Source organism: Porphyromonas somerae, assembly GCF_022845615.1.
GTDB classification, from domain to species: domain Bacteria; phylum Bacteroidota; class Bacteroidia; order Bacteroidales; family Porphyromonadaceae; genus Porphyromonas_A; species Porphyromonas_A somerae.
The window spans coordinates 299,430-323,493 of sequence record NZ_AP025559.1 but is presented as its reverse complement, the minus strand read 5'-3'; the positions used below and the strand labels follow the sequence as shown (position 1 = coordinate 323,493).

Below are 24,064 nucleotides of genomic sequence, written 5' to 3'. Positions count from 1 at the left end.
AAATATTGAATTTTATACCACTGAATTCCAGCACCTTGAAAAAGCCGGTGCCGGATTTTTTGCTTTCTGACACATGTTTTGCCAATTATATTTATGTGCGCACGCAGAAAACAAAGTGTAAATTTCAAAATTGACAGAACCATGAATTATTTCTTGCTGGCGGAAACCGACTTCTTCCGCCTGATAAACGAAGCCGGTGACTGCAATATGGAAACGGCATATACGGCTTTCGCCACCCAAGTGATTGAACTGTGTAACGGCGGCATGGATGCGAACCTTACCATTATCGCGCTTGCTTACATCGAAATCGAGTTGCAGCACCATCCCGTGCGCAATCTATCAGAAGAAAGAAAAGAGATTGCCGCCTACATCAGCAAGGCCCTGTCTTTCATCAGGAAGATGCAAAAATTCCTTGCCACGCCCCAAGTGCCGCCACTAATATCCGCCAACAACGCAACTGAAAACACCGCCAGCCTCCTGCAATGGACGGGCAACGCCATAGACCTCGTGGAGCTTATCTACGGCATCGACGAGATGGGTTGTATCAACAACGGCAATATGCCGCTCAAACAGCTTGCCCCGCTTCTTTACAAGATATTCGGGGTTGAGTCGAAGGACTGCTACCGCTTCTACACCGATATCAAACGCCGGAAGAACGAAAGCCGCACCTACTTCCTTGACAGGATGCAGGAGAAACTGAATGAGAGGATGATGCGCGATGAGGAACTGGAAATAAAAAGACGGTAAGTATTTCTATACCTTTTCATCGTTTGAATGAAAAATCGGCTTATTTTTTGTCGTTACATAAAAAAGTCTTATCTTTGCATCTACAATTAAGAAGACATGCGGTTCTGACCGTGTTCAACGATAACAGTACCCGTTTGGCATACCGTAAGATCTGCCGGCGGGTCATTCTTTTTTATAACGGTATGGCAAATAAGGAATCACGTTCCATTGATGAACAATTAGAACTGCTCAAACAAAGAGGAATGCTTGTCGGCGATGAAGGTTTCGCTGCCCGACATTTGGCTCATATCAGCTACTATCGTTTGAAGGGATATTGGTGGGACATGCAGTCCGATAGAGCCAATCATCTGTTTCAGCCGGATTCCAAACTGGAAGATGTAATCACACGCTATTATTTCGACAAGGAACTGCGCCTTATTTTATTTGATGCCATCGAAACAATAGAAATCACGCTACGCACAAAGATGATTTATCATCTTTCACAATCCTACGGAGGGCTGTGGTATCGTGACCCGAGATTGTTTGCTGATGTCGCTTTTCACACACAGCACCTCAAAGAACTGATAGAAGAATTCTTACGGAGCAATGAGATTTTTGTGAAAGACTACAGGCGCAAGCACCTTGTGACTGATGCAAGCGGTGAAAAGACGCTTGACGAACACCCGGATGCGTGGATTATATTTGAAGTGGCCACATTCGGCACACTTTCCAAGATATACAAGAACCTTAACCACCAACTGCCCGAAAAATCAGCAATAGCCAATGATATGGGGCTGAATCTACACAATGAACTTTCGGGATGGCTTGAAGCCATTTCATATATGCGCAACATAATCGCGCACCATTCCAGAATATGGAGTCGGAACATGGTCAAACGGCCTTGTGAAATTCATAATCCGCGAATGACATGGCTTTCCCGTCCATTGACCGAGGTACAGCAGAAAAAACCGTTCTATGTGATTACGGCAATGTTATATCTCTGCAATGCCATAGACGAGGGGCATACGTTCAAAGAGAAACTGCTGGCATTGTTTGAGGAGTATGCGGATGTGCCCATCTACAAGATAGGCTTCTTCAACCGCTGGAAAGAAGAGCCGATTTGGAAATGAAAAAAGTGCCTGTTTACAGGTGCGGAAAAACAAAAAGAGAAGCAATACAATAAACCTCCTGGGCGCATCGTAAGACAGCATACTTGGGAGGCGTTCTTCATTTTAAGAGGTGACGGAGATATTTTCCGCCACCTCTGTTTTTTTATTTCTACTGCAACAGGTGCTTCAGGTTGTCATCGCCTGCGATGCGTTCCAGTTCATCCTGCACAATCTGCTTCACCTCTTCCTTGATGCGCCGGTAGTTCGCCTGCACCGTATCCTTCATGCGGTCGTTTCCGTCCTCGTCCGTGAAATCGGTAATGACAGGTATTTTCTTGTAGGCACTTTCCTCCCGCTTCACCTTCTCGGCATCCACCACAATCTCGCAGTGGAAAATCTTCTGCTCGATGCGCTCGTTGAAGTTGTCGGACACCGAACCGACAAACATACCCTGCGTAAGCCCGGAAATCTTGCTCGGCGGGATAAGCGCGTCCATCTGCGTGTTGATGGAGGTGGAAACATCCTGCCGGTTGATGGAGATAGACTGCCGTTTCTGCAACACCTTCCCGAACCGCTCCGATAGTGTCTTTGCCGTTTCTCCTACCACCTGCCCGGAGAAAATGTTACCGACCGTATTCATCACGACTTTTGCTTCCTTATCGCCGTAGTCGCGCACTAACTGGCTGAAATCCTGAAAGCCCAGACACACGGCAACCTTGTTGCTTCGGGCGGTAGCTATAAGATTGTCCAACCCTTTGAAGTATATCGTGGGCAGCTCGTCGATGATGACCGACGACTTCAGCATCCCCTTCTTGTTGATGAGTTTCACGATACGGGAGTTATACAGACCGAGAGCCGCCCCGTAAATGTTCTGACGGTCGGGATTGTTGCCCACGCATAGGATTTTCGGCTCTTCGGGATTGTTGATGTCCAGCGTAAATTCGCTGTCCGACATCACCCAGTAGAGCTGCGGGGAAATCATCCTCGAAAGCGGAATTTTTGCCGACGCTATCTGCCCCATGAGCTGCTCCGCAGCCCCTCCGAGCCAAGCATCCATGAACGGGGAAAGGTAATTCTCCAGTTCGGGATAGGAAGTCAGTATCGGAAAAATATCCTCGTAACGGCGGTTCAAAAACTCGATGGCATGGGGAAACGTGCAGTATTTCCCGTTCTGATAGATTTTGAGATACCAGATAATACTGGCAAACAGAATGATAGGTGACTCCACGAAGAAGTCGCCCTGCTTTTGCACCCACGTTTTATTGAGGTTGAGCATTATCGTGTAGGCACTCTCGTAAGCGTCCGTAATATCCTCCATGAAATCCGGGTGTATGGGATTGCAACGGTGTGAGCGTCGCGGGTCGTCGAAATTGATCACATAGAATTTCGGCTTCACCTTGTAGCCCTCCGGGTGGTTCAGCAAATGGTTGTAGGCTATGGTGGACAAGTCACTGAATTTGAAGTCGTACACATACATTGAGAAGCCCTTTTCAATCTGTTGCTTGATAAAGCTGTTCACCACTGCGTAGGATTTGCCGCTGCCCGGCGTACCCAACACGATGGACGCACGGAAGGGATTCACCACATTGATCCAGCCGTTGTTCCAACGCTTTTTGTAATAGAAGCGTGTGGGCAGATTGACCGAATACTCGCTTTCGATGAGCCTTGTTTCCTGCATGAAACTCTCGTTCTCATTGTTGAAAACATCCTCCATCAGATTGTGTTTCAACAGACGGCTCATCCACAGACCGCCCATCAAAAGGCAGACATAGCCTGTACCGATGGTAATGATATACAGCCCCGTCACCGCTTCGACCGGCAACGGCAGAGCCAGTATCCACCAGTTCAGGAAAAACAGCACGGACCCGATGGCGAGTGCCGTCCATATTTTTCTCCAAGTGATTTTCTCTCCCTTGACACCCTTCGTACCCAGACAGGACAGGGCAAGCAGCAGGACGGCAAACAGCTTCGTGTACAGTATGGAATGGAACAGCCCCGCCGTGCGGTCGAAGTTCATCAGGATTTTGTCCACCACACCGATGTTCACGCCCCACAGCCGGATGGCTTCGTAGCAGAACCAGTACACGTTCATGACCACTAAAATGATACTCACGGCACGCAGAAAATCCATGATTTTCGCCAATGCCCTCAAATCGTCTTCTTGTTGTGACATACATTGATTTTTTAATTGTTGATACTCCGATTACATACCCAAGCCCTTGCGCTTTTTCTTCTTTTTGCGCTTCATCGCCCGGATGAAAGCCTCTTCCTCGGCATCTACCGCCGGACCTTCGGGAGTGAGCAAGCCCATTCCGCCCGATACGTCTTCACGGTCGTATGCGGTCTGCCCGTGCGCCTTGTCCGCAGCATCCACAGGGATGGATAGCGGTATCGGCGGCTGTCCTGCGTATGGCAGGGTAAAATGTTCCTGCAAGGCATTCGCCGAAAGCTCCTTGCCCATGCGTGAGCCGTTCAGCACGCACCCCGTGCGGTGGTCGATGAAAGTAGCCCCGTAGATGCGCCCTTCCTCCGTATGGCGCAACACGGTGTCGATGCCTTTCTCTTTGAGCAGGGACACAAACCTGTCCTTGTCATAAGTGCCTTGCAGCACGGAAAGGACGGTGCGTTTCGTCATGTCGGCGAGTTTCCTGTCCTTAATCTCAAGCTTGGAACGGGCAAACTTATTCTGCACGGCTTCATAGCCTGCGGACTTCCCGAAAAGCGAGGACTTGAACGGGTTGCCGACCTTGTTGCCCTTGTCGTCCGTGACGGAATAGACCAGCCCGTGATATTCCCGTCCGCGCACGTTACCCCTCGCTTCCTCCACCGTCATATTATATAAGGAAAGGAGCGCACGGTATTCGCCCATCGTCTGGAAACGGTACTGCCCGTTCAGAGCCTTCAGGGTATTGCCTACCTGCTTCTTCACATCGCCTGCCGATACGTCCACTTTACATAGCGGCGTGTCAAGACGGCGGTTCCTGCGCTCCGCATCGTGCAGCCCGTATTTCCTTTCAAGCTCACGAGTAATCTGCTTGCTGCGGTAGTAGTTGTTCTTGTCGCTGATACATTTCCCGTTCTCATCCACCCGCACCGTCACAATGTGCAGATGGTGACGGTCGATGTCCTCGTGCTTGAATACAAGATAAGGCTGGTTGCCAAAACCGAGCTTTTCCAGATACTCGCGGGCGATGTCCTGCAATTCCGCATCGGTCAGCACATCCTCCGGGTGCGGGTTGAGCGAGATATGCACCACCGGTTTCTCCACTTTCATCTGCGGTGGCAGGAAGGTGTGGAAGCCCTCCATCGCCTTGCCGATGTCCACCTTCCCCGAACCGTCATTATAGATGCGGTTGGTGGTGAGAAGCCGCCCCTGTGCCTCGTTAATCTTCTCCCCGTTGTAGGCAATCGCGCCGTACAACGAGCTGCCTACACTGATTTTTGCGACCATTTCGCCTCCATTTGAGTTTCACTCTTCTTCAAACGCGACTCGGCAGAGTCCAAACAAGTTTGGCTCTGCTCTCGCTGCTCTTTCAGCTCCCTTGACAGTTCCACAATCTGACGGCTCAGTTTCACGAGTTCGACGGTGTGTTGCTCCAATTTATAGAGCAACGCCATCGCCTTTTTCTCTGAAAAATGCAGCCTCAGTTCCTTCACGACTTGGTTGTAATTCGTACCTACGGCGCGGAACTGCGCATGAAAATCCGACAGCTTGGTGTAATAGTCCACCAACGTCTTGTCCACCTTCAGCACCTTGAACGGCTGTCCGAAGAAGTGCGCTTTGAGGAAAACCGACCGCGCATAGACACCCGATTTTCCGAACATGGCGAGGAAACGGTTGTGTTCCTCCTCGTTGAAACGGACGGTGTACCGGTACACCGCCGGATCAAGTTTGGGATTTCTCCCTGCTTTGCTTTTCCTTTTCTCTTTCATATTACTTTGGATTTAGCGGATTGACGGCATAAGCCGCCGCTTCGGGTCACGGCACCGCAGTTCTGAAAGGCTTCCCGACTTCGGAGGGAAAGCCCGCCCCCTGCAAGGGCAAGGCGTTTTCCGGGATGCTCAAAATATTTTGAGCGGCTGAAAACATACCTTGCTATGTTCAGGTGAACATAAAAATCCGTCAGGGGACGGATTGGGAAAATACCTTTCAGGACTCCGGGCCGCGCGCCATCGGCGAACCCTGCCGTCCGGGTGCAAAGTTACGCTCTTAAAGCGGTAACGAACAGATACTTGACCCGGCCAATGGCTGCCAACCGGCGCAACATGCCGCCACTTGCTTGGGAAGTGATACAAGTTCAAAAATATACTTGTTTATTTGCAGCATGATTCAAGAAACTAACGGTTTGAAGATATGAGGAAAGGAATATTCAAATACCCGGACAACCGCTTCGGCGGACACTTGCCGAAACGGATACCCGAACCGTCGGAAACCCGGTTGTCCGACAATTCGGTGACGCATGGATTCAATGACTTCATGACGCAGTGTCGTCATTCATCACTTGTCCGCCGCACCGCTTCACCGCAGAACCGGATACGCGGTGACCCGCCCGTGTGCCTGTTCACGGAAACGGATAATGCGGTAATTCAATTCGCATGTAAACAGAAAACAAAATCATCAACAATTAAACTGAATAGAACCATGAGTAAGGAAATCTTCGTTGCATTCGCAACACAGAAAGGTGGCATCGGCAAATCCACCGTCACGGCACTCGCCGCCAGCTACCTGCACAACGTGAAAGGCTACAATGTCGCCGTCGTGGACTGCGACGACCCGCAGCACAGCATCCACGGCCTGCGCGAACATGAGACGGCACTCATCGGCAGGAGCATCTACTTCAAGGCTCTCGCGTGCGACCATTTCCGCAAGATAAAGAAGAACGCCTATCCGGTCATCAAGAGCAACGCGGTGAACGCCCTCGACGATGCGGAAAGGATGATCGCCGCCGAGGTCGTGAAGCCCGACGTGGTTTTCTTCGACATGCCGGGGACACTCCGGAGCAACGGCGTGATAAAGACGCTCTCGCAGATGGACTACATCTTCACGCCCCTGAGTGCCGACCGCTTTGTCGTGGAAAGTACCCTGAAATTCGTCACGATGTTCCGCGACAGGCTGATGACAACCGGGCAAGCGAAAACAAAGGGGCTGCATCTGTTCTGGACGATGGTGGACGGCAGGGAGAGGAACGACCTGTACGGCATCTACGAGGAAGTGATAGCCGAAATGGGCTTCCCGGTGCTTTCCACCCGCCTGCCCGACAGCAAGAAGTTCCGCCGCGACCTTTCGGAAGAGCGCAAGAGCGTTTTCCGCTCCACCATCTTCCCGATGGACACGGCACTGCTGAAAGGGAGCGGCATCCGTGAGTTTTCCGAAGAGATAAGCGACATCATCAGACCGCAGTGAGCATGGGCAGCAGGAAAGTAAACACGGAAGGCATCGACGAGGAACTGCTGTTGGCATCTATCGGGCGGCGCACACAGGACGGGACACTACGCCCGGCGCAGGAAGACCCCGCAGCCGTACCGACCGGAGAGGACACCGCCGCACCGGAGCCGCCACCGGCTCAACCCGTGACACGGGAGAGAGCGCAGAGGGAAGGCGGCCGCCGGAAAAGGCAGGACGAGGACTATAACGAGCTGTTCCTGCGCCGCAACGAGATAAAGACCCGCCAGTGTGTCTATATCAGCCGCGACGTACACGGCAAGATCCTCAAAATCGTGAACGACATCGCCGGAGGGGAAATCTCTGTGGGCGGCTATGTGGATACCGTGCTGCGCCAGCATCTGGAACAGCACAAGGAGAGAATCAACGAACTGTACAAGAAACAACGTGAAGATCTGATTTGAAAATGGAAAAAGAAATGACACCGAATGAAAAAAGACCGCAGCAGGACTGCGGAGGCATGCTTGCCCAAGTGCAGGCGAGCGTGGAAATACTGTCGCCCGTCCCGGTGAGCGGCAAATGCTGCGAGAAGGACTATGAACGTCTATTCATCCGCGACCCGGAAGTAAAGGCGCGGGAGGGCAAGATGGCGTATGTGCGTCCGGAGTACCACGAGCGTATCATGCGCATCACCCGTGTAATCGGGCATGATAGGCTTACACTGTCCGCCTACATCGACCATGTGCTGACGCACCACTTCAACCAGTGCGAGGACGCTATAAAGAGCCTTTACGCCCGGAATTACAATTCAGTATTCTAACTAAAACCGGAAGTATATGAATGAAACAATCAGCATGACAGACATTCTGCTGGCGGTATCGGTCGGCTGCAACCTATGGTTCCTGTTCCTGCTCCTTTACGAGCGCATCATGGACATGCGGCTTGTCCGCTTCTTCAAGGGCATCGCCGGATTATGGCGGTCGTTGGACAGGAATGGGCCAAAGAGCGTAGCGGCACATGAGGAAGTTTCCACGGCAAAGGGGGACATCATCGGCAAGAGCCGTTTCAAAATGGCATCCACCCGGACAATCGCTGCCATACCGGCGCAAGAAGCCGCCACTTTGGAAAAAGGCATTGAGCTGTCGGAGGAAGAGGCTACTTTTGACGACGGAAACACGGAAACCGCGTCCCGCCCGGCGCAAGTCCCGGAGGAAAAGCTCGATGAGACCTTCACGAGCATGCCGCCGGAGGAACTGGGATACGGGGAGGACGAACCGGATGAAGACGCTTCGGACACGCCACGGGCTTCGGGCAGCAGCTTTGACGAGATTGACGACGCCTGCAAGACCGCCATGAACCCGGACGCGACACAGGCGGAACGTGAAAAGGCGGCGAAGGTGTTCACCGACATGGAAGGCACGGAGCTGTACGAGAAAATGATGGAAGGCTCTTCGGAGATAGGCATCCGCATCAAGGGGCTTATCGAGATCCGGCTGAAGAAACCCGAAAAGGAGTTCATCGTGCCGGACAACATCGAGGATTTCGACATCCGAAACTATGTATGACAACTGAAAAAGGAATGGACATGAAATAGTGACATCAACCCACGCGGCAAGGAAACGCAAGGCGTATCCCGTCCGCAACGGACACGCCCACGTCTGTGGAAACAAACGGGCATCCACTAAAACCAAAGTAAAGTAACAGAGTAACAACCGCCCGACAAAGGACTATCCACCCTTTCGACGGCAAAAAACAAGGACAATTCATGAACAAGAACATCTTGAAAAACAGAAAAGCAATCCTATCCGCGGCACTTTTCATCGCCGCAACCGCCTCCGCTTTCGCGCAAGGAAACGGCATCGCGGGCATCAACGAAGCCACCTCTATGGTGAGTTCGTATTTCGACCCCGGAACTAAACTGATATACGCCATCGGCGCGGTCGTCGGGCTTATCGGGGGCGTGAAAGTGTACGGAAAATTCTCATCGGGTGACCCCGACACCTCAAAAACAGCAGCAAGCTGGTTCGGCGCGTGTATCTTCCTGATTGTAGCCGCCACCATCCTGCGCTCATTCTTCCTTTAATGTAATAATGTATGGCTGAATACCCGGTAAACAAGGGTATCGGCCGTCCGGTAGAGTTCAAGGGCTTGAAGGCACAGTACCTCTTCATTTTCTGCGGAGGTCTGCTGGCTCTCTTCGTCCTGTTCGTCATCCTCTACATGGTCGGTATCGACCAGTGGATATGTATCGGCTTCGGCGCGGCATCGTCCTCCCTCCTTGTGTGGCAGACCTTCGCGCTGAACGCCCGGTACGGCGAACACGGGCTGATGAAATTGGGAGCGTCACGGAGCCATCCCCGATACCTTATCAACCGGCGGCGGATAACCCGTCTGTTCAAACGACAACGAAAGGAAGAAACGACATGAGGAATACATCAAAAATGACAACACTGGAAAACAAGTTTCCCCTGCTTGCGGTGGAGCATGGCTGCATCATCTCAAAGGACGCCGACATCACGGTGGCTTTCGAGGTGGAGCTGCCGGAGCTTTACACCGTGACGGGCGCGGAGTACGAGGCGATACACGGCTGCTGGTGCAAGGCAATCAAGGTGCTGCCGGACTACTCCGTCGTTCACAAGCAGGACTGGTTTATCAAGGAACGCTACAAGCCGGAGCTTCAGAAGGACGACATGAGTTTCCTCTCACGGAGCTTCGAGCGTCACTTCAACGAGCGTCCGTACCTGAAACACACCTGCTACCTCTACCTGACCAAGACGACGAAGGAGCGTAGCCGGATGCAGAGCAACTTCAGCACGCTGTGCCGAGGGCACATCATCCCGAAAGAGCTGGACAGGGAAACCACGACCAAGTTCATGGAAGCCTGCGAACAGTTCGAGCGTATCATGAACGACAGCGGGCTTGTCAGGTTGCGCCGCCTCTCCACCGACGAGATTGTGGGGACGGAGGGTAAGGCGGGGCTGGTAGAACGCTACTTCTCGCTCATGCCGGAAGGTGACATCACCTTGCAGGACATCGAACTTTCGGCAAGGGAGATGCGCATCGGCGACAACCGCCTGTGTCTGCACACCCTCTCCGACGCGGAAGACCTGCCGGGCAAGGTGGCTACCGACACCCGTTACGAGAAGCTCTCCACCGACCGGAGCGACTGCCGCCTCTCCTTCGCCTCCCCGGTGGGGCTGCTGCTCTCCTGCAACCATATCTACAACCAGTATGTGCTGATAAATAACAGCGAGGAAGCCTTGCAGAAGTTCGAGAAGTCCGCCCGTAACATGCAGTCGCTCTCACGCTATTCAAGGAGCAACAGCATCAACCGCGAGTGGATAGACCAATACCTGAACGAAGCCCGGTCCTACGGGCTGACCTCGGTACGGGGGCACTTCAACGTCATGGCGTGGAGCGACGACGCGGAGGAACTGAAGCACATAAGGAACGACGTGGGCAGCCAGCTGGCAAGCATGGAGTGCGTGCCGCGCCACAACACCATCGACTGCCCTACACTCTACTGGGCGGCGATACCCGGCAATGCGGCGGACTTCCCGGCGGAAGAGAGTTTCCACACTTTCATCGAACAGGCGGTGTGCCTGTTCACGGAGGAAACCAACTACCGCAGCTCGCTCTCGCCCTTCGGCATCAAGATGGTGGACAGGCTCACAGGGAAACCGCTGCACCTCGACATCAGCGACCTTCCGATGAAGCGGGGTATCACGACCAACCGCAACAAGTTCGTGCTGGGTCCTTCGGGCAGCGGCAAGTCGTTCTTCATGAACCACCTCGTGCGCCAATATTATGAGCAAGGCGCACATGTGGTATTGGTGGACACGGGAAACTCCTATCAGGGCTTGTGCGGCATGATCCGGCGCAAGACAGGCGGAGTGGACGGCGTGTATTTCACCTACACGGAAGAGAAGCCCATATCATTCAACCCGTTCTACACCGATGATTACATCTTCGATGTGGAGAAGAAGGACAGCATCAAGACCCTGCTTCTTACGCTCTGGAAATCGGAGGACGACAAGGTGACGAAGACGGAGAGCGGCGAACTGGGCAGTGCCGTGAGTGCCTACATCGAGCGTATCCAATCCGACCGTAGCATCGTGCCGTCGTTCAACACTTTCTACGAGTATATGCGCGACGACTACCGCACGGAACTGGCGCAGCGCGACATCAAGGTGGAGAAGTCCGACTTCAACATCGACAACATGCTCACCACCATGCGGCAGTATTACCGGGGCGGACGTTACGACTTCCTGCTCAACTCCACGGAGAACATCGATCTGCTCGGCAAGCGGTTCATCGTCTTCGAGATTGACAGTATAAAAGAGAACCGCGAACTGTTCCCCGTCGTGACTATCATCATCATGGAAGCCTTCATCAACAAGATGCGGCGGCTGAAAGGGGTGCGGAAACAGCTTATCGTGGAGGAGGCTTGGAAGGCCCTCTCTTCGGCAAACATGGCTGAATACCTACGTTATATGTACAAGACGGTCAGAAAATATTACGGCGAGGCAATCGTGGTGACGCAGGAGGTGGACGACATCATCAGTTCTCCGGTGGTCAAGGAGAGCATCATCAACAACTCCGACTGCAAGATACTTCTCGACCAGCGCAAGTATATGAACAAGTTCGACCAGATACAGGCGTTGCTCGGACTGACGGAAAAGGAGAAGTCGCAGATACTCTCCATCAACATGGCGAACAACCCTTCACGGCTCTACAAGGAGGTGTGGATAGGCTTGGGTGGCACACAATCGGCGGTCTATGCCACCGAGGTCAGTGCAGAAGAGTATCTGGCGTACACTACCGAAGAAACGGAAAAAGTGGAGGTTTACCGTCTGGCGGAGAAGCTGGGCGGTGACATCGAAGCCGCCATCCGGCAGCTTGCCGAAAGGCGGAGGAACAAGGAATAACTAAAACAGAATGTATCAACAAAAAAAGGAAAACGCATATGAATTTACCAAAAGTGAAAATGCTGCAAGTCAGCAAGTGTCTGATCGGATTGGCGGTCATGATGCTGCAATCCTGCGACGTGGCCGACAACCGCCGTGATATGCTGTGCGGGAACTGGGAGAGCGTGGAGGGGAAGCCCGACGTGCTTATCTACAAGGAGGGCGAAGCCTACAAGGTGACGGTGTTCCGCCGGAGCGGTCTGCGCCGCAAGCTGAAACCGGAAACCTATCTCTTGCAGGAGAAAACCGGCAACCTGTTCATGAACACCGGCTTCCGCATCGACGTGTCCTATAACGAGGCCACGGACGTGCTGACCTTCTCGCCGGGCGGCGACTATGTGCGGGTGAAACCGCAGCCGGGACACCCGACAGAAGAATAACAACCACTAAAATCCAAAGTAACATGAGAACAAGAATAACAATGATTATCTGCCTGTGCCTGCTTTTCGCAGGCAGGGCAAGCGCACAGTGGGTCGTAAGCGATCCGGGCAATCTGGCGCAGGGTATCATCAATGCCTCCAAAAACATCATCCATACCTCCAAGACTGCCACGAACATGGTGAGCAACTTTCAGGAAACGGTGAAAATCTATCAGCAGGGCAAAAAGTATTACGATGCTCTCAAATCGGTGAACAATCTCGTCAAGGACGCCCGCAAGGTGCAGCAGACCATCCTGATGGTAGGCGACATCACCGACATTTATGTAAACAGTTTCCAAAGGATGCTCCGTGATGGAAATTTCAGACCAGAAGAGCTGTCGGCAATCGCTTTCGGTTACACGAAACTGCTGGAAGAGAGCAACGAAGTATTGACGGAACTGAAGAATGTGGTGAACATCACCACGCTCTCCATGACCGACAAGGAGCGCATGGACGTGGTGGAACGCTGCCACTCGAAGATGAAGCGTTACCGCAACCTCGTAAGTTACTACACGAACAAGAACATCTCCGTGAGCTACCTGCGTGCGAAAAAGAAGAACGACCTCGACCGCATCATGGGGCTGTACGGAAACATGAACGAAAGATACTGGTAGCCTATGAATTTCGACAACCTTCACCAGATTCTACGTTCGCTTTACGAGCAGATGATGCCGTTGTGCGGAGACATGGCGGGTGTGGCGAAAGGCATCGCCGGACTGGGTGCGCTGTTCTACGTCGCCTACCGGGTATGGCAGTCGCTGGCGAGAGCCGAACCGATAGACGTATTCCCGATGCTCCGTCCTTTTGCCATCGGTCTGTGCATCATGTTCTTCCCGACTATGGTGCTGGGCACGATAAACAGCATCCTCTCACCCGTCGTACAGGGCACGGCAAAGATGCTGGAGGCGGAAACGCTGGACATGAACACCTACCGCCAGCAGAAGGACAAATTGGAATACGAGGCGATGATGCGCAACCCCGAAACCGCCTACCTCGTGTCCAACGAGGAGTTTGACAAGCAGCTGGAGGAACTCGGCTGGTCGCCCTCCGACATGGTGACGATGGCGGGGATGTATATCGACCGGGGAATGTACAACATGAAGAAAAACATCCGCGACTTCTTCCGCGAGATACTGGAATTGCTGTTCCAAGCCGCCGCCCTCGTGATAGACACCGTCCGAACCTTCTTCCTCGTGGTGCTGGCGATACTCGGTCCGATAGCCTTCGCCATATCGGTGTGGGACGGTTTCCAAAGCACGCTCACGCAGTGGATATGCCGCTACATACAGGTATATCTGTGGCTGCCGGTGTCGGACATGTTCAGCACCATACTGGCGAAGATACAGGTGCTGATGCTGCAAAGCGACATCGAGCGGATGCAGGCAGACCCGAACTTCTCGCTGGATTCGAGCGACGGGGTGTACATCGTGTTCCTCTGCATCGGCATCATCGGCTACTTCACCATTCCCACCGTTGCCGGCTGGATTATCCAAGCCGGAGGCATGGGCGGTTACGGTCGCAACGTGAACCAGATGGCGGGACGTGCCGGAGGAATGGCGGGCAGTGTTGCCGGAGCTGCGACAGGCAATATGATGGGACGTGCCGGCAAATTGCTGAAATAACAATCATGTAGAATCATTGAAACAGAATTAAGAATGGAATTTAAGTCACTCAGAAACATCGAATCATCGTTCAGGCAGCTACGCCTGTTCGGTATCGTCTTCCTCTCGCTGTGCGCTGTGGTGACGGTGTGGAGCGTGTGGAACTCCTACCGTTTCGCAGAGAAGCAACGGGAGAAAATCTATGTGCTGGACAACGGCAAGTCGCTGATGCTGGCTCTCTCTCAGGATTTATCGCAGAACCGCCCGGCGGAAGCACGGGAGCATGTGCGCCGCTTCCACGAGCTTTTCTTCACGCTGTCACCTGAAAAAAGCGCGATTGAACACAACGTAAAACGTGCCCTGCTGCTGGCGGACAAGAGCGTGTACCACTATTATTCGGACTTCGCGGAGAAGGGGTACTACAACCGCATCATCGCCGGGAACATCAACCAAGTGCTGAAAGTGGACAGCGTGGTGTGCGACTTCAACGCCTATCCCTACCGTGCCGTGACCTACGCCACGCAGAAAATCATCCGGCAAAGCAACGTCACCGAGCGCAGCCTCGTGACCACCTGCCGCCTGCTGAACGCATCGCGGTCGGACGACAACCCAAACGGTTTCACCATCGAGGGGTTCACCATCATCGAGAACAAGGATTTACAGACAATCAAACGGTAACAGGACATGAAAAGTATCAGAAAATCAATGTGGGGCATGTATTGGAAACTCCACGACAAACGGAAACGGCTGGTGGCAAGGCTCAAAGGGTATCTGGACGGTTTGCCGCCGGAAACACGCCGCCGCATCGTGCTGGGGATGCTCGCCGCCTTCGCGATGCTTGCCCTCTACACCTTCGGCAGAGCCGTCTATGACATCGGCAGAAACGACGGCTCACGTATGGATACGGGACATGCCGGACGGGTGGAACTACCGACCCCGGTGGAAACTGACAATCACTTAACACCTTATTTATATGGAACAGACGAAGAATGAATCAACGAAAGAGAACAAAGCCGCTCCCGACGCGGGAAAGCCGAAAAAGGAGCGCGAACCGCTGACAGAGGCGCAGCGGCTGAAACGGCAGAAGATGATAGTCCTGCCTGCTATGGTGCTGGTCTTCATCGGGGCGATGTGGTTGATATTCGCCCCTTCCTCCGGCAAGGAACAACCGCCGGGAACGGACGGCTACAACACCGAGATGCCAGACGCGGACAAGGCGAACCGGCAGATTATCGGCGACAAGCTGAAAGCCTACGAGCATGGGGGGATGGAAGAGCGGCTGGAGAGCCGCAACCGTGCCATCGGGCAGCTGGGCGACATGTTCGACCGCGAGATAGCGGGAACGGAGGACGGTACGGACTTCGACCTCGCCAATCCGGGCGGCAAGGAAGAAAGGGCAAAGCCTGCCACGCCGCAAACCATCCAATCCTCCGCAGCCGCCTACCGTGACCTGAACGCCACCCTCGGCAACTTTTACGAACAGCCGAAGAATGACAATGCGGAGATGGATGTGCTATTGGAGCGCATCGCCTCGTTGGAATCGGAACTGGAAAGTGAAAAAGGCAGGACTTCATCTATAGACGAACAGGTGGCACTTATGGAGAAGTCCTATGAGCTGGCGGCAAAGTACATGGGCGGTCAGAACGGTGGGAAGCCGGAACAGGCGGCAGAGCCTGCCACCGTGCAGAAGGGAAAGAAGAACACGGCGACACCCGTAAGGCAAGTGACCCGCCAAGTCGTTTCCTCCCTTGCACAGCCCATGAGCAACGCGGAGTTTGTCGCCACTTTCTCACAGGAACGCAACCGGGGTTTCAACACGGCTGTCGGCACGGCGGAGGTATCGGACAGGAACACCATCCCGGCGTGTGTGCATGAGGCGCAGAGCGTGACGGACGGGCAGACGGTAAGGCTTCGCCTGCTGGAGCCTATGGCGGTGGCGGGCAGGACAATCCCACGGGGTGCGGTGGTGGTCGGCACGGGCAAGATACAGGGTGAACGACTCGACATCGGGATCACCTCGCTGGAATACGACGGCACGATTATCCCCGTGGAGCTTGCGGTCTATGACACGGACGGACAGCCCGGCATCTTCATCCCGAACTCGATGGAGATGAACGCCGTCCGAGAGGTCGCCGCCAACATGGGAGGTTCGTTGGGTAGCAGCATCAATATCTCCACCAATGCCGGGGCGCAGCTCGCCTCCGACTTGGGCAAGGGGCTGATACAAGGAACGAGCCAGTACATCGCGGGGAAGATGCGCACCGTCAAGGTGCATCTGAAAGCCGGGTACAGGGTCATGCTTTACCAAGAAAAAGATTGAAATCAATAAAAAAATTACCACTAAAATCCAAAAGTAATGAGAAAAGTAATCATCATGTTTGCCCTCGCTATGGGCATCGCAACTGCCAACGCGCAGGAGAATGTAACCGTTGAAACGACCAACGGAAGTGAACAGCCGACCTTGACGAAGGAGGTCTATCCGCAGAAGGAGGCGGACGGAGACCTGTATCACGGTCTGTCGCGCAAGCTGACCTTCGACCGCATGATACCGCCGCACGGTCTGGAAGTGACCTACGACAAGACCGTCCACGTCATTTTTCCGGCGGAGGTGCGCTATGTCGATTTAGGCTCGCCCGACCTGATTGCCGGGAAAGCCGACGGAGCGGAGAACGTCATCCGCGTGAAGGCTACCGTAAGGAATTTTCCCAACGAAACGAATATGTCCGTCATCACGGAGGACGGCAGTTTCTACACCTTCAGTGCGCCCATAATAGGGGCTTGATAATAATCACTTTGGCAAGTGATTAGGTTAGTATTCCAATTTATAAACCTATCCCATACCGACTTATCCGAATGGGAAACCAAACGGGGAGTGAAGCATGTCGGTAATGCGATAAGTCAGTTAATTGCTAAACTGCGACTGAATTGCTATGGGAAAAGACAGACACAAGGATGAAGCCTGATTGGTTGAACAATAGTCCTATGACTAATGTAGAGGTGGCAACGGAAAGCAGTTACATACGTTGCCTCGCAGTACCCACGCTTATTGAATGGAGTGATGGGCAAGGAATTTACTGCGACATATCCGTCAGAGAACGGAAAAGGATGTACGTTGCATCCGACAGTCTGTCAAGCCAAGTTATCAAGGCCACTAAATGGGGATTGCCTACACGGAGATGCCGAAAGGCTATGAGCATAGGCTCTGAAAACTCCGCATGGCAACGGAGTTCCCGTAGTAGTCTGAGCGTGGGAAAGCCACGTACATGGCAAAGGGGAACAGCTCGGTAATTTTAATATTGTCAAACGATAACGTGTGAGACGTATGAGAAATCCAGAGACCATATTAAACAGTTTATCTGCACATAGCAAAGATGTGCATTACAAGTACGAAAGGTTGTACCGCATCCTATTCAATGAACAGATGTTTTATGTAGCCTACCAGCGCATTTATGCGAAACCGGGCAACATGACACCTGGTTCAGACGGCAAGACCATTGACGGAATGAGTGTTGATAGAATAGGACATCTGATAGCTGCGCTAAAGGATGAAAGTTACATGCCAACGCCTGCCCGAAGAGTCTATATACCTAAAAAGAATGGGAAGAAAAGACCATTGGGCATCCCATCAATTGAAGACAAGATGGTGCAAGAGGTCGTTAGACTTATTCTTGAAGCTGTCTATGAGGGGCATTTTGAGAATACCTCGCATGGATTCAGACCAAGAAGAAGCTGTCATACGGCTTTGCGTTCCATCCAAACTCTTTTCACTGGTGCGAATTGGTTTATCGAAGGTGACATCAAAGGATTCTTCGACAATATTGACCACCATATTCTGATTGAAACTCTTCGTGAGCGCATATCAGATGAAAGATTTCTTCGACTGATATGGAAATTCTTAAAGGCAGGCTATATCGAAGATTTTACATTTCACAAGACGTATTCGGGAACTCCTCAAGGAGGGATAATAAGTCCTATCTTGGCTAATATATACCTTGATAAGTTCGACAAATACATGCGTGAATATGCGGAATCTTTTGACAAGGGTAAGAAAAGGCGGGAAAACCCACTCCACGCAAGTTATAGTCGAAAGGCTGTAAGATTACGCAAGGCTATCCGAAACGCCACTGATGAAGACACGAAACGTGAATTGCTGACACAACTGAAAGAGATGGAAGCAAAGACACGGAGAGTGCCGGCATCTATGGCAATGGATAGTAACTACAAGAGACTTAAATATATCAGATATGCCGATGACTTTCTAATCGGTGTAATTGGTAGTAAAGCAGATTGCGCAAGAATGAAAGAGGACTTTACAAACTTCATGAGAGACAAGCTAAAACTTGAATTATCCGAAGAAAAGACCTTAATCACTAATGCACAGGATTCTGCAAAGTTTCTTGGGTATGAAATCTCTATCAGAAAATCCGAGGCCATGAAGCGAAATAAGCTGGGATGGTTGAAGAGACCGTTCAGCGGACGCATAATGCTGACTCTGCCTATTGCCACAGTCCAAAAGAAATTATTGGAACTGAAAGCAATGGAACTTAGGGTAATCAATGGAAAGGAAATTTGGTATGCCATGCCACGCAATTACCTGACCAAAGAAGACCCTGCTACAATCTGCGCACGCTATACAACTGAAATCAGAGGTTTGTACCAATATTATAGGATTGCGGACAACATCTCTTATGCAGGAAGTAAATTCGGTTACATAATGCGATATAGTTTCTGCAAAACTTTGGCAAAGAAACTAAATTCATCAACTGCCAAGGTTATACGAAAGTACAGAAGAGACCATGACTTGGCGATACCCTATCAAGCAAAGAAAGGAGAAACCAAGTTCCGAATATTCTATAATGATGGCTTTGCGAGGCAAGAGCCGGACAAAGACGCAACCTGCGATAATCTACCTAACACATTTGTACTTCCTTTCCCTACTCTTGCGGAGAGACTTATGGAGCGCAAATGTGAATTGTGTGGAGCAACTAATGTCAAGACCATAATGTATCAAGTCCGTAAGCTCAGAGGTATAAATACCGATACTGAATGGCACCGACTGATGATTAAGAAATGGCGTAAGACATTGGCTGTATGCAAACATTGTAATGCAAAAATTCATGTCCATGACAAATAAACTGATATTACCAGTGGAGAGCCGTATGCAGGGAGACTTGCACGTACGGTTCGGGGGCAGGCCATGGGAAACCTACCACCGAAAGGTGGCAAGGCGCCCATTGCCGAGCCTACACGTGAAGTACGCCGCCGAACCGCTGTTGCTCAATGTGGAGATGTGCGACTTCATCCATGACGGCAGCACGGTGAACCGCCCGAATAACGCACAGGAAATCTATCTGAAAGAGCTGGGCAGCGAAAGCCCGATGCTGGTGCGACTTATCATGAAGTCCATCCACAAACAGAACAAGCGCGAGGTGAAGCATATCGGCTGCAAGCGTTTCGGCATCCAGTATCTTCTCAAAGGCATCTACACGCACAACGGATTGCTCTATTTCCACACGGAGATAAAGAACCAGAGCAACGTGCCTTTCGATGTGGACTACATCACTTGGAAAATCGTGGACAAGAAGGTGGCGAAGCGTACCGCCGTGCAGGAGCAGATCATCCTGCCGCTCCGCGCGCAGAACTACGCCACCCTCGTGCCGGGCAAAAAGAGCGAGCGCACGGTCTTCACGATGGCGAAGTTCACCATCCCCGATGACAAGTGCCTCGTGGTGGAGCTGAACGAGAAGAACGGCGGCCGTCACCAGTCCTTCGTGATTGAGAACGAGGATTTGGTACGTGCGGGTACCATCAACGAACTTCAAGTGCGCTGACCATGAGAAAGTACATCGCAATAATCATCGCGTCGCTTGCCCTTTTTACAGGGCAGGCGCACGCCCAGCGGTGTCTGCCGAAGATGCAGGGCATCGAGGTGAGGGCGGACATGGCGGACGGCTTCAATCCCGGCGGCAAGGACGGCGGGTACAGTTTCGGGGCGGCTCTCTCCACTTACACGAAGAGGGGGAACAAGTGGGTGTTCGGTGGCGAATACCTCCTGAAAAACAATCCCTACAAGGATACCAAGATACCCGTGGCGCAGTTCACGGCGGAGGGCGGATATTACTTCAAGATACTGTCGGACGCCCGAAAAATCGTGTTCGTCTATGCCGGGGCTTCGGCTCTCGCCGGATATGAATCGGTGAATTGGGGGAATAAGGTGCTGCATGACGGCTCCACGCTGCACGACCGGGACGCCTTCATCTACGGCGGTGCGCTGACGCTCGATGTGGAGTGCTACGTGACAGACCGTATCGCCCTGCTTGCCAACCTGCGTGAGCGTTGCCTGTGGGGTGGCGACACGCGGAAGTTCCACACGCAGTTCGGGGTCGGCGTCAAGTTCATCATCAACTGACACGGGCATGGAACGGACGGAAATAGATGCTATCAGAAGGATGCCGCTTGCGGATTTTCTCGCACGGTTGGGGCATGAGCCTGTCAGAAGGAGCGGTAACGAGCTGTGGTATATCGCCCCGTACAGGGGCGAGCGCACCCCCTCTTTCCGTGTGAACGTGGCGAAACAGCTTTGGTACGACTTCGGTTTGGGCAAGGGCGGTGACATCTTCACGCTTGCCGGGGAGTTTCTGCAAAGCGATGACTTCATGAAGCAAGCGAAGTTCATAGCGGAAGCCGCCAATATGACGGTTGCCGGATGGGAAAAGCCCGCCTATCTCCCGAAGCCGACCGAACCTGTCTTTGAGGATGTGGAGGTCGCTCCGCTGTTTCGTTCACCGCTGACGGAGTATTTAGAGGAACGAGGCATACCAATCGGAGTAGCATCCCGCCACTGTTGCCGCCTGAACTACAGTGTGCGTGGAAAACGGTATTTCGCTGTCGGTTTCCTGAATATGGCAGGTGGATATGAAGTCCGAAGCCGATATTTCAAGGGGTGCATCCCGCCAAAAGATGTGTCTTTGGCAAGGACGAAGGAAATCCCGGCTGACGAGTGCCTCGTGTTTGAGGGCTTCATGGACTTTCTCTCCGCCGTGACGCTTGGCGTAACCGGTAACGCTGACTGCCTTGTACTGAACTCTGTCGCCAACGTGGAGAAGGCGGCGGGATTGCTGGACGGCTACGGGCGCATCGGATGCTTCCTTGACCGTGACGAAGCCGGACGGCGGACGCTTGACGCTCTTGCCAAACGGTATGGGGCGCATGTCGCCGACCGTTCCTCCCTCTATGGCGGTTGCAAGGACTTGAACGAGTATCTGCAACAGACAACGAAAAAACAGAAAAACAACCATCTAAAAATCGAAGAAAAATGAACATACTGAACAACAGAAACAAGAGAACAAATATCTTTAAGGTGGTGGCGTTATGCCTGATAGCCGCTGTGTCATTCACCATCGTGTCGTGCGATGACGACATGGACATCCAGCAGTCCTATCCCTTCACGGTGGAGGTCATGCCCGTGCCGAACAAGGTGACGAAGGGGCAGACGGTGGAAATCCGCTGTGAGCTGAAAAAGGAGGGCGACTTCGCTAACACGCTTTACACCATCCGCTATTTTCAGTTTGAGGGAGAAGGAAAGTTGAAAATGGATAACGGCATCACCTTCCTGCCTAACGACCGCTACCTGCTGGAGAACGAAAAGTTCCGCCTGTACTACACGGCGGAGGGCGAAGAGGCGCACAACTTTATTGTGGTGGTGGAGGACAACTTCGGCAACTCTTTCGAGTTGGAATTTGACTTCAACAACCGGAATGCAAAGGATGACGGTTTGACCATCGTTCCCATCGGCAACTTCAGCCCCTTGCTAAAATGATGCGTGTATTCATGACAATGCTCTGTTCGCTTCTGACGGTCTGTTTTGTGTCCGCACAGATCAGCCGCCAAGAGGGAACGGACGGGCAGGCGGCAATCTACCGGCTGTCTCTATTCGAGAGGGCGGTACGATGCACGAAGTATTTTGAGGGATGGCACTCGGAAAAGCACCACCCATACGTGGGTTGGGGTCACAAGATTTTGCCGGGCGAAAGGTACTCGGCACGAACCATGACGAAGCGGCAGGCGGACGCGCTCCTGCGGAAAGACCTGCGGAAGTTCTGCGCGATGTTCCGGCAGTTCGGGAAGGATAGTCTTTTACTTGCCACGCTTGCTTACAACGTGGGTCCATACCGGCTTTTGGGTAGCAAGACAATCCCTAAAAGCACCTTGATAAAGAAGCTGGAGGCTGGCGACAGGAACATCTACCGGGAGTATGTAGCCTTCTGCAACTACAAAGGAAAACGCCACGCCATGCTGCTCAAACGGAGAAAGGCGGAGTTTGCACTGCTGTATATCCCGTGACTGTAAATGAAAATCCGATGAAGCCGCCAACTTCATCGGATTTTCCGCTTTTCATACATTCGGGATTGTACCCGTATCTATCACGTCACCATCCCTGCAAAATTCGATGCTTCCGGGTGTAAATCCCATGCTCCCGATTGCGATGTGACGGATATAGTCCGCATACTCCCTACCTTGAAAATTCTTTCCCGTAAGGTTTTTGAAAATCATCTTTATGCTTATGCCGTCGTTGCCGTGCAAGATGATTTTTCCGTCCTGCCTGATTGTTTCCATAATAAAAACTTGTTTTTGTGAATAATATCGCAGATTGGCACAGAGGTTTCTTTGCTACTTTCTTTGTCCGCCATCATGCTCACCGAAAGAAAGTAGGGCGGCTCTCGCCGCCGCAACTCAAAAGCGTGTGTAAAGTCCCGTCACCATCGTGAATATTTCTTCCAGCATATCAAAATAGATGCCCTCGTGTACGGCAATGTACTTTTCCTTGCACTCGAAAGTCTTTTTGCTGAATGTCCTGCGGTAGAACCGCATATTGTAGAGGTCTGCCCCCGCATCATAGATGATGTCAAGGCGGTTGGCACTTGTCTTGTTCCGTGTAAGGCTCATCCGTAAGCCGTTGCCCATGTCGATGAAATCACGGCTACCCGTCATGGCGGTAAATCTTCTTCCGCCTATCTGCTGTAATATCGTCTGTGCTATCATTAACCGTTGTTTTTAGGGTTTTAAGTGTTGGCGGTGTCCGCACCGCCAACTTGTTCAAAATTCTCGCATCTCGGCAATGGGTGTCTGCCGTTGCAGCCACTCTTTCACACATTCCATATTATACTCGCTCGTGATGACTGCCGTATGGCTGTCGGTGGCGGTGAAACGTGTGCTTTCGTAATCATCTATCCACCCTTTGAGGGTGTCAGTTCCCCACGCTTGGGCATCGTCAAAGATACCGTCCAATGCCGTGATAGGTTCGCTGAATTTGACTATCAGCGTTTGATAGGTCGTGTTCATCGGTTGCCCTCCTTTCCCTGCTTTGCGTTCAGCCACTTGTCCCTTGCGGTTCGGCACTCGTCCAATGTGGTTTTTACACAAGCGAACAATTCTCCGTCCGTGTGGCGGTAGTCGTATTGCACAAGTGTCCGCCTGCGTCTGCCGATACCCGATTGGAAACGCTCGTATTTCTCCGTACCTGCTTCCGTGCAGGTACTTACTCCGTTGATGGTCATTCGTGTTGCCATAATGTTGCTTTTTAGATGGTTAAAAATGTACTGACAGAACTCTGTTCTTCATCACCATTTCGGGGTTGCTCGTGTAGCGTTGGTGCAGGTAGAAATGGTGTGAGCCGAAGCCGTAAAGGAAGAACTTGTCAAGTTCGTGCTTCTCGGCAAACTCCTTTACGCTCTTTCTCAATTCCCCCTCACTCGTTGTGAGAGTGAGGAGGTTTACAAATTCAAGGAACAATGCAGGGATTTTATCGTCCCACACACAAATCATGCTTTCAATTCTTACTTCCATATCAATGTTGTTT

Annotated in this window: 28 protein-coding genes and 2 pseudogenes; 22 read left to right on the top strand and 8 right to left on the bottom strand. The window is 52.2% G+C overall.

Going from position 1 to position 24,064, the window contains the following annotated elements; genetic code table 11:
• The first annotated feature begins 141 nt into the window (after positions 1 to 141).
• Positions 142 to 747 (top strand): RteC domain-containing protein, encoded by a 606-nt coding sequence (locus MWL85_RS01355; protein WP_008125994.1) that lies wholly within the window; start codon positions 142 to 144, stop codon positions 745 to 747.
• A gap of 182 nt (positions 748 to 929) precedes the next feature.
• Positions 930 to 1,856 carry an Abi family protein gene (locus MWL85_RS01350; RefSeq protein WP_244401091.1) on the top strand — a complete coding sequence of 309 codons (927 nt, stop codon included), beginning with the start codon at positions 930 to 932 and terminating at the stop codon, positions 1,854 to 1,856.
• Between the two features lie 148 nt (positions 1,857 to 2,004).
• Here the strand turns inward: MWL85_RS01350 and mobC are convergent, their stop codons facing one another.
• The 3 genes from mobC to mobA are packed head-to-tail and all read right to left on the bottom strand — an operon-like array spanning position 2,005 to position 5,768.
• Positions 2,005 to 4,008, bottom strand: coding sequence for a conjugal transfer protein MobC (mobC, locus tag MWL85_RS01345; protein ID WP_004371714.1), 2,004 nt, complete (start codon positions 4,006 to 4,008; stop codon positions 2,005 to 2,007).
• A 30-nt stretch (positions 4,009 to 4,038) separates the two neighbouring features.
• A complete protein-coding gene (mobB, locus tag MWL85_RS01340; RefSeq protein WP_008125997.1) occupies positions 4,039 to 5,286 on the bottom strand; it encodes a conjugal transfer protein MobB in 1,248 nt (415 codons plus the stop codon).
• On the bottom strand, positions 5,265 to 5,768 hold the full coding sequence (mobA, locus tag MWL85_RS01335; protein WP_004371716.1) for a conjugal transfer protein MobA: 504 nt from the start codon (positions 5,766 to 5,768) through the stop codon (positions 5,265 to 5,267). Before mobA ends, mobB begins: the two co-directional genes overlap by 22 nt.
• 421 nt (positions 5,769 to 6,189) lie before the next feature.
• Here mobA and MWL85_RS01330 point away from each other — a divergent pair, with 421 nt between their 5' ends.
• The 20 genes and pseudogenes from MWL85_RS01330 to MWL85_RS01235 all read left to right on the top strand — a co-directional run bounded on the left by MWL85_RS01330 (position 6,190) and on the right by MWL85_RS01235 (position 22,548).
• Positions 6,190 to 7,239 (top strand): ParA family protein, encoded by a 1,050-nt coding sequence (locus MWL85_RS01330; RefSeq protein ID WP_081040383.1) that lies wholly within the window; start codon positions 6,190 to 6,192, stop codon positions 7,237 to 7,239.
• A 2-nt stretch (positions 7,240 to 7,241) separates the two neighbouring features.
• Positions 7,242 to 7,682, top strand: coding sequence for a DUF3408 domain-containing protein (locus MWL85_RS01325; RefSeq protein ID WP_004371718.1), 441 nt, complete (start codon positions 7,242 to 7,244; stop codon positions 7,680 to 7,682).
• 2 nt (positions 7,683 to 7,684) lie between these two features.
• Positions 7,685 to 8,038: a DUF3408 domain-containing protein gene (locus tag MWL85_RS01320; RefSeq protein ID WP_004371719.1), complete on the top strand. Its 354-nt coding sequence runs from the start codon at positions 7,685 to 7,687 to the stop codon at positions 8,036 to 8,038.
• 16 nt (positions 8,039 to 8,054) lie between these two features.
• Positions 8,055 to 8,783 carry a hypothetical protein gene (locus MWL85_RS01315; protein ID WP_004371720.1) on the top strand — a complete coding sequence of 243 codons (729 nt, stop codon included), beginning with the start codon at positions 8,055 to 8,057 and terminating at the stop codon, positions 8,781 to 8,783.
• A gap of 200 nt (positions 8,784 to 8,983) precedes the next feature.
• Entirely contained in the window at positions 8,984 to 9,301 is a 318-nt protein-coding gene (locus MWL85_RS01310) for a DUF4134 domain-containing protein (protein WP_004371721.1), read from the top strand.
• Between the two features lie 11 nt (positions 9,302 to 9,312).
• Positions 9,313 to 9,645 carry a DUF4133 domain-containing protein gene (locus MWL85_RS01305; RefSeq protein ID WP_004371722.1) on the top strand — a complete coding sequence of 111 codons (333 nt, stop codon included), beginning with the start codon at positions 9,313 to 9,315 and terminating at the stop codon, positions 9,643 to 9,645.
• Complete coding sequence (locus tag MWL85_RS01300) at positions 9,642 to 12,146, top strand: TraG family conjugative transposon ATPase (protein WP_244401089.1); 2,505 nt, start codon at positions 9,642 to 9,644, stop codon at positions 12,144 to 12,146. Before MWL85_RS01305 ends, MWL85_RS01300 begins: the two co-directional genes overlap by 4 nt.
• A gap of 38 nt (positions 12,147 to 12,184) precedes the next feature.
• Positions 12,185 to 12,565, top strand: coding sequence for a DUF3876 domain-containing protein (locus tag MWL85_RS01295; RefSeq protein ID WP_004371724.1), 381 nt, complete (start codon positions 12,185 to 12,187; stop codon positions 12,563 to 12,565).
• Between the two features lie 23 nt (positions 12,566 to 12,588).
• The gene (locus MWL85_RS01290) at positions 12,589 to 13,218 is read left to right on the top strand and encodes a DUF4141 domain-containing protein (protein WP_025072698.1); all 630 of its coding nucleotides are present in this window, start codon (positions 12,589 to 12,591) and stop codon (positions 13,216 to 13,218) included.
• Between the two features lie 3 nt (positions 13,219 to 13,221).
• The gene (traJ, locus tag MWL85_RS01285; RefSeq protein ID WP_244401087.1) at positions 13,222 to 14,226 is read left to right on the top strand and encodes a conjugative transposon protein TraJ; all 1,005 of its coding nucleotides are present in this window, start codon (positions 13,222 to 13,224) and stop codon (positions 14,224 to 14,226) included.
• Between the two features lie 33 nt (positions 14,227 to 14,259).
• Positions 14,260 to 14,883, top strand: a complete 624-nt coding sequence (traK, locus tag MWL85_RS01280; protein ID WP_004371727.1) for a conjugative transposon protein TraK — start codon at positions 14,260 to 14,262, stop codon at positions 14,881 to 14,883.
• 27 nt (positions 14,884 to 14,910) lie between these two features.
• On the top strand, positions 14,911 to 15,198 hold the full coding sequence (locus tag MWL85_RS01275; protein WP_174362025.1) for a TraL conjugative transposon family protein: 288 nt from the start codon (positions 14,911 to 14,913) through the stop codon (positions 15,196 to 15,198).
• Positions 15,179 to 16,525, top strand: a complete 1,347-nt coding sequence (gene traM, locus MWL85_RS01270) for a conjugative transposon protein TraM (RefSeq protein WP_244401085.1) — start codon at positions 15,179 to 15,181, stop codon at positions 16,523 to 16,525. The genes MWL85_RS01275 and traM overlap by 20 nt, the downstream gene beginning before the upstream one ends.
• A 36-nt stretch (positions 16,526 to 16,561) precedes the next feature.
• A pseudogene (locus MWL85_RS01265) lies at positions 16,562 to 16,966 on the top strand (DUF4138 domain-containing protein); the annotation flags it as partial.
• 561 nt (positions 16,967 to 17,527) lie between these two features.
• A complete protein-coding gene (locus MWL85_RS01260) occupies positions 17,528 to 19,339 on the top strand; it encodes a reverse transcriptase/maturase family protein (RefSeq protein ID WP_244400287.1) in 1,812 nt (603 codons plus the stop codon).
• Positions 19,340 to 19,445: 106 nt separating this feature from the next.
• Positions 19,446 to 20,036 (top strand): annotated as a pseudogene (traN, locus tag MWL85_RS01255) (conjugative transposon protein TraN); the annotation flags it as partial.
• Positions 20,037 to 20,038: 2 nt separating this feature from the next.
• Positions 20,039 to 20,614: a conjugal transfer protein TraO gene (locus tag MWL85_RS01250; protein ID WP_004371731.1), complete on the top strand. Its 576-nt coding sequence runs from the start codon at positions 20,039 to 20,041 to the stop codon at positions 20,612 to 20,614.
• A gap of 7 nt (positions 20,615 to 20,621) precedes the next feature.
• Entirely contained in the window at positions 20,622 to 21,524 is a 903-nt protein-coding gene (locus MWL85_RS01245) for a DUF8464 domain-containing protein (protein ID WP_004371733.1), read from the top strand.
• Complete coding sequence (locus MWL85_RS01240; RefSeq protein WP_004371735.1) at positions 21,521 to 22,024, top strand: DUF3872 domain-containing protein; 504 nt, start codon at positions 21,521 to 21,523, stop codon at positions 22,022 to 22,024. The genes MWL85_RS01245 and MWL85_RS01240 overlap by 4 nt, the downstream gene beginning before the upstream one ends.
• The gene (locus MWL85_RS01235) at positions 22,021 to 22,548 is read left to right on the top strand and encodes a glycoside hydrolase family protein (protein ID WP_004371737.1); all 528 of its coding nucleotides are present in this window, start codon (positions 22,021 to 22,023) and stop codon (positions 22,546 to 22,548) included. Before MWL85_RS01240 ends, MWL85_RS01235 begins: the two co-directional genes overlap by 4 nt.
• 51 nt (positions 22,549 to 22,599) lie before the next feature.
• Here the strand turns inward: MWL85_RS01235 and MWL85_RS01230 are convergent, their stop codons facing one another.
• From MWL85_RS01230 to MWL85_RS01210, 5 genes are all read right to left on the bottom strand, one after another.
• Positions 22,600 to 22,821, bottom strand: coding sequence for a DUF7688 family protein (locus MWL85_RS01230; RefSeq protein ID WP_004371739.1), 222 nt, complete (start codon positions 22,819 to 22,821; stop codon positions 22,600 to 22,602).
• A 117-nt stretch (positions 22,822 to 22,938) separates the two neighbouring features.
• On the bottom strand, positions 22,939 to 23,247 hold the full coding sequence (locus MWL85_RS01225; RefSeq protein ID WP_004371741.1) for a hypothetical protein: 309 nt from the start codon (positions 23,245 to 23,247) through the stop codon (positions 22,939 to 22,941).
• A gap of 54 nt (positions 23,248 to 23,301) precedes the next feature.
• Positions 23,302 to 23,547: a DUF6956 domain-containing protein gene (locus MWL85_RS01220; protein WP_008126028.1), complete on the bottom strand. Its 246-nt coding sequence runs from the start codon at positions 23,545 to 23,547 to the stop codon at positions 23,302 to 23,304.
• Positions 23,544 to 23,774 (bottom strand): DUF3873 domain-containing protein, encoded by a 231-nt coding sequence (locus MWL85_RS01215; protein WP_004293898.1) that lies wholly within the window; start codon positions 23,772 to 23,774, stop codon positions 23,544 to 23,546. Before MWL85_RS01215 ends, MWL85_RS01220 begins: the two co-directional genes overlap by 4 nt.
• Before the next feature lie 19 nt (positions 23,775 to 23,793).
• Positions 23,794 to 24,051 carry a DUF8466 domain-containing protein gene (locus MWL85_RS01210; protein ID WP_004371745.1) on the bottom strand — a complete coding sequence of 86 codons (258 nt, stop codon included), beginning with the start codon at positions 24,049 to 24,051 and terminating at the stop codon, positions 23,794 to 23,796.
• Positions 24,052 to 24,064 lie beyond the last annotated feature (13 nt).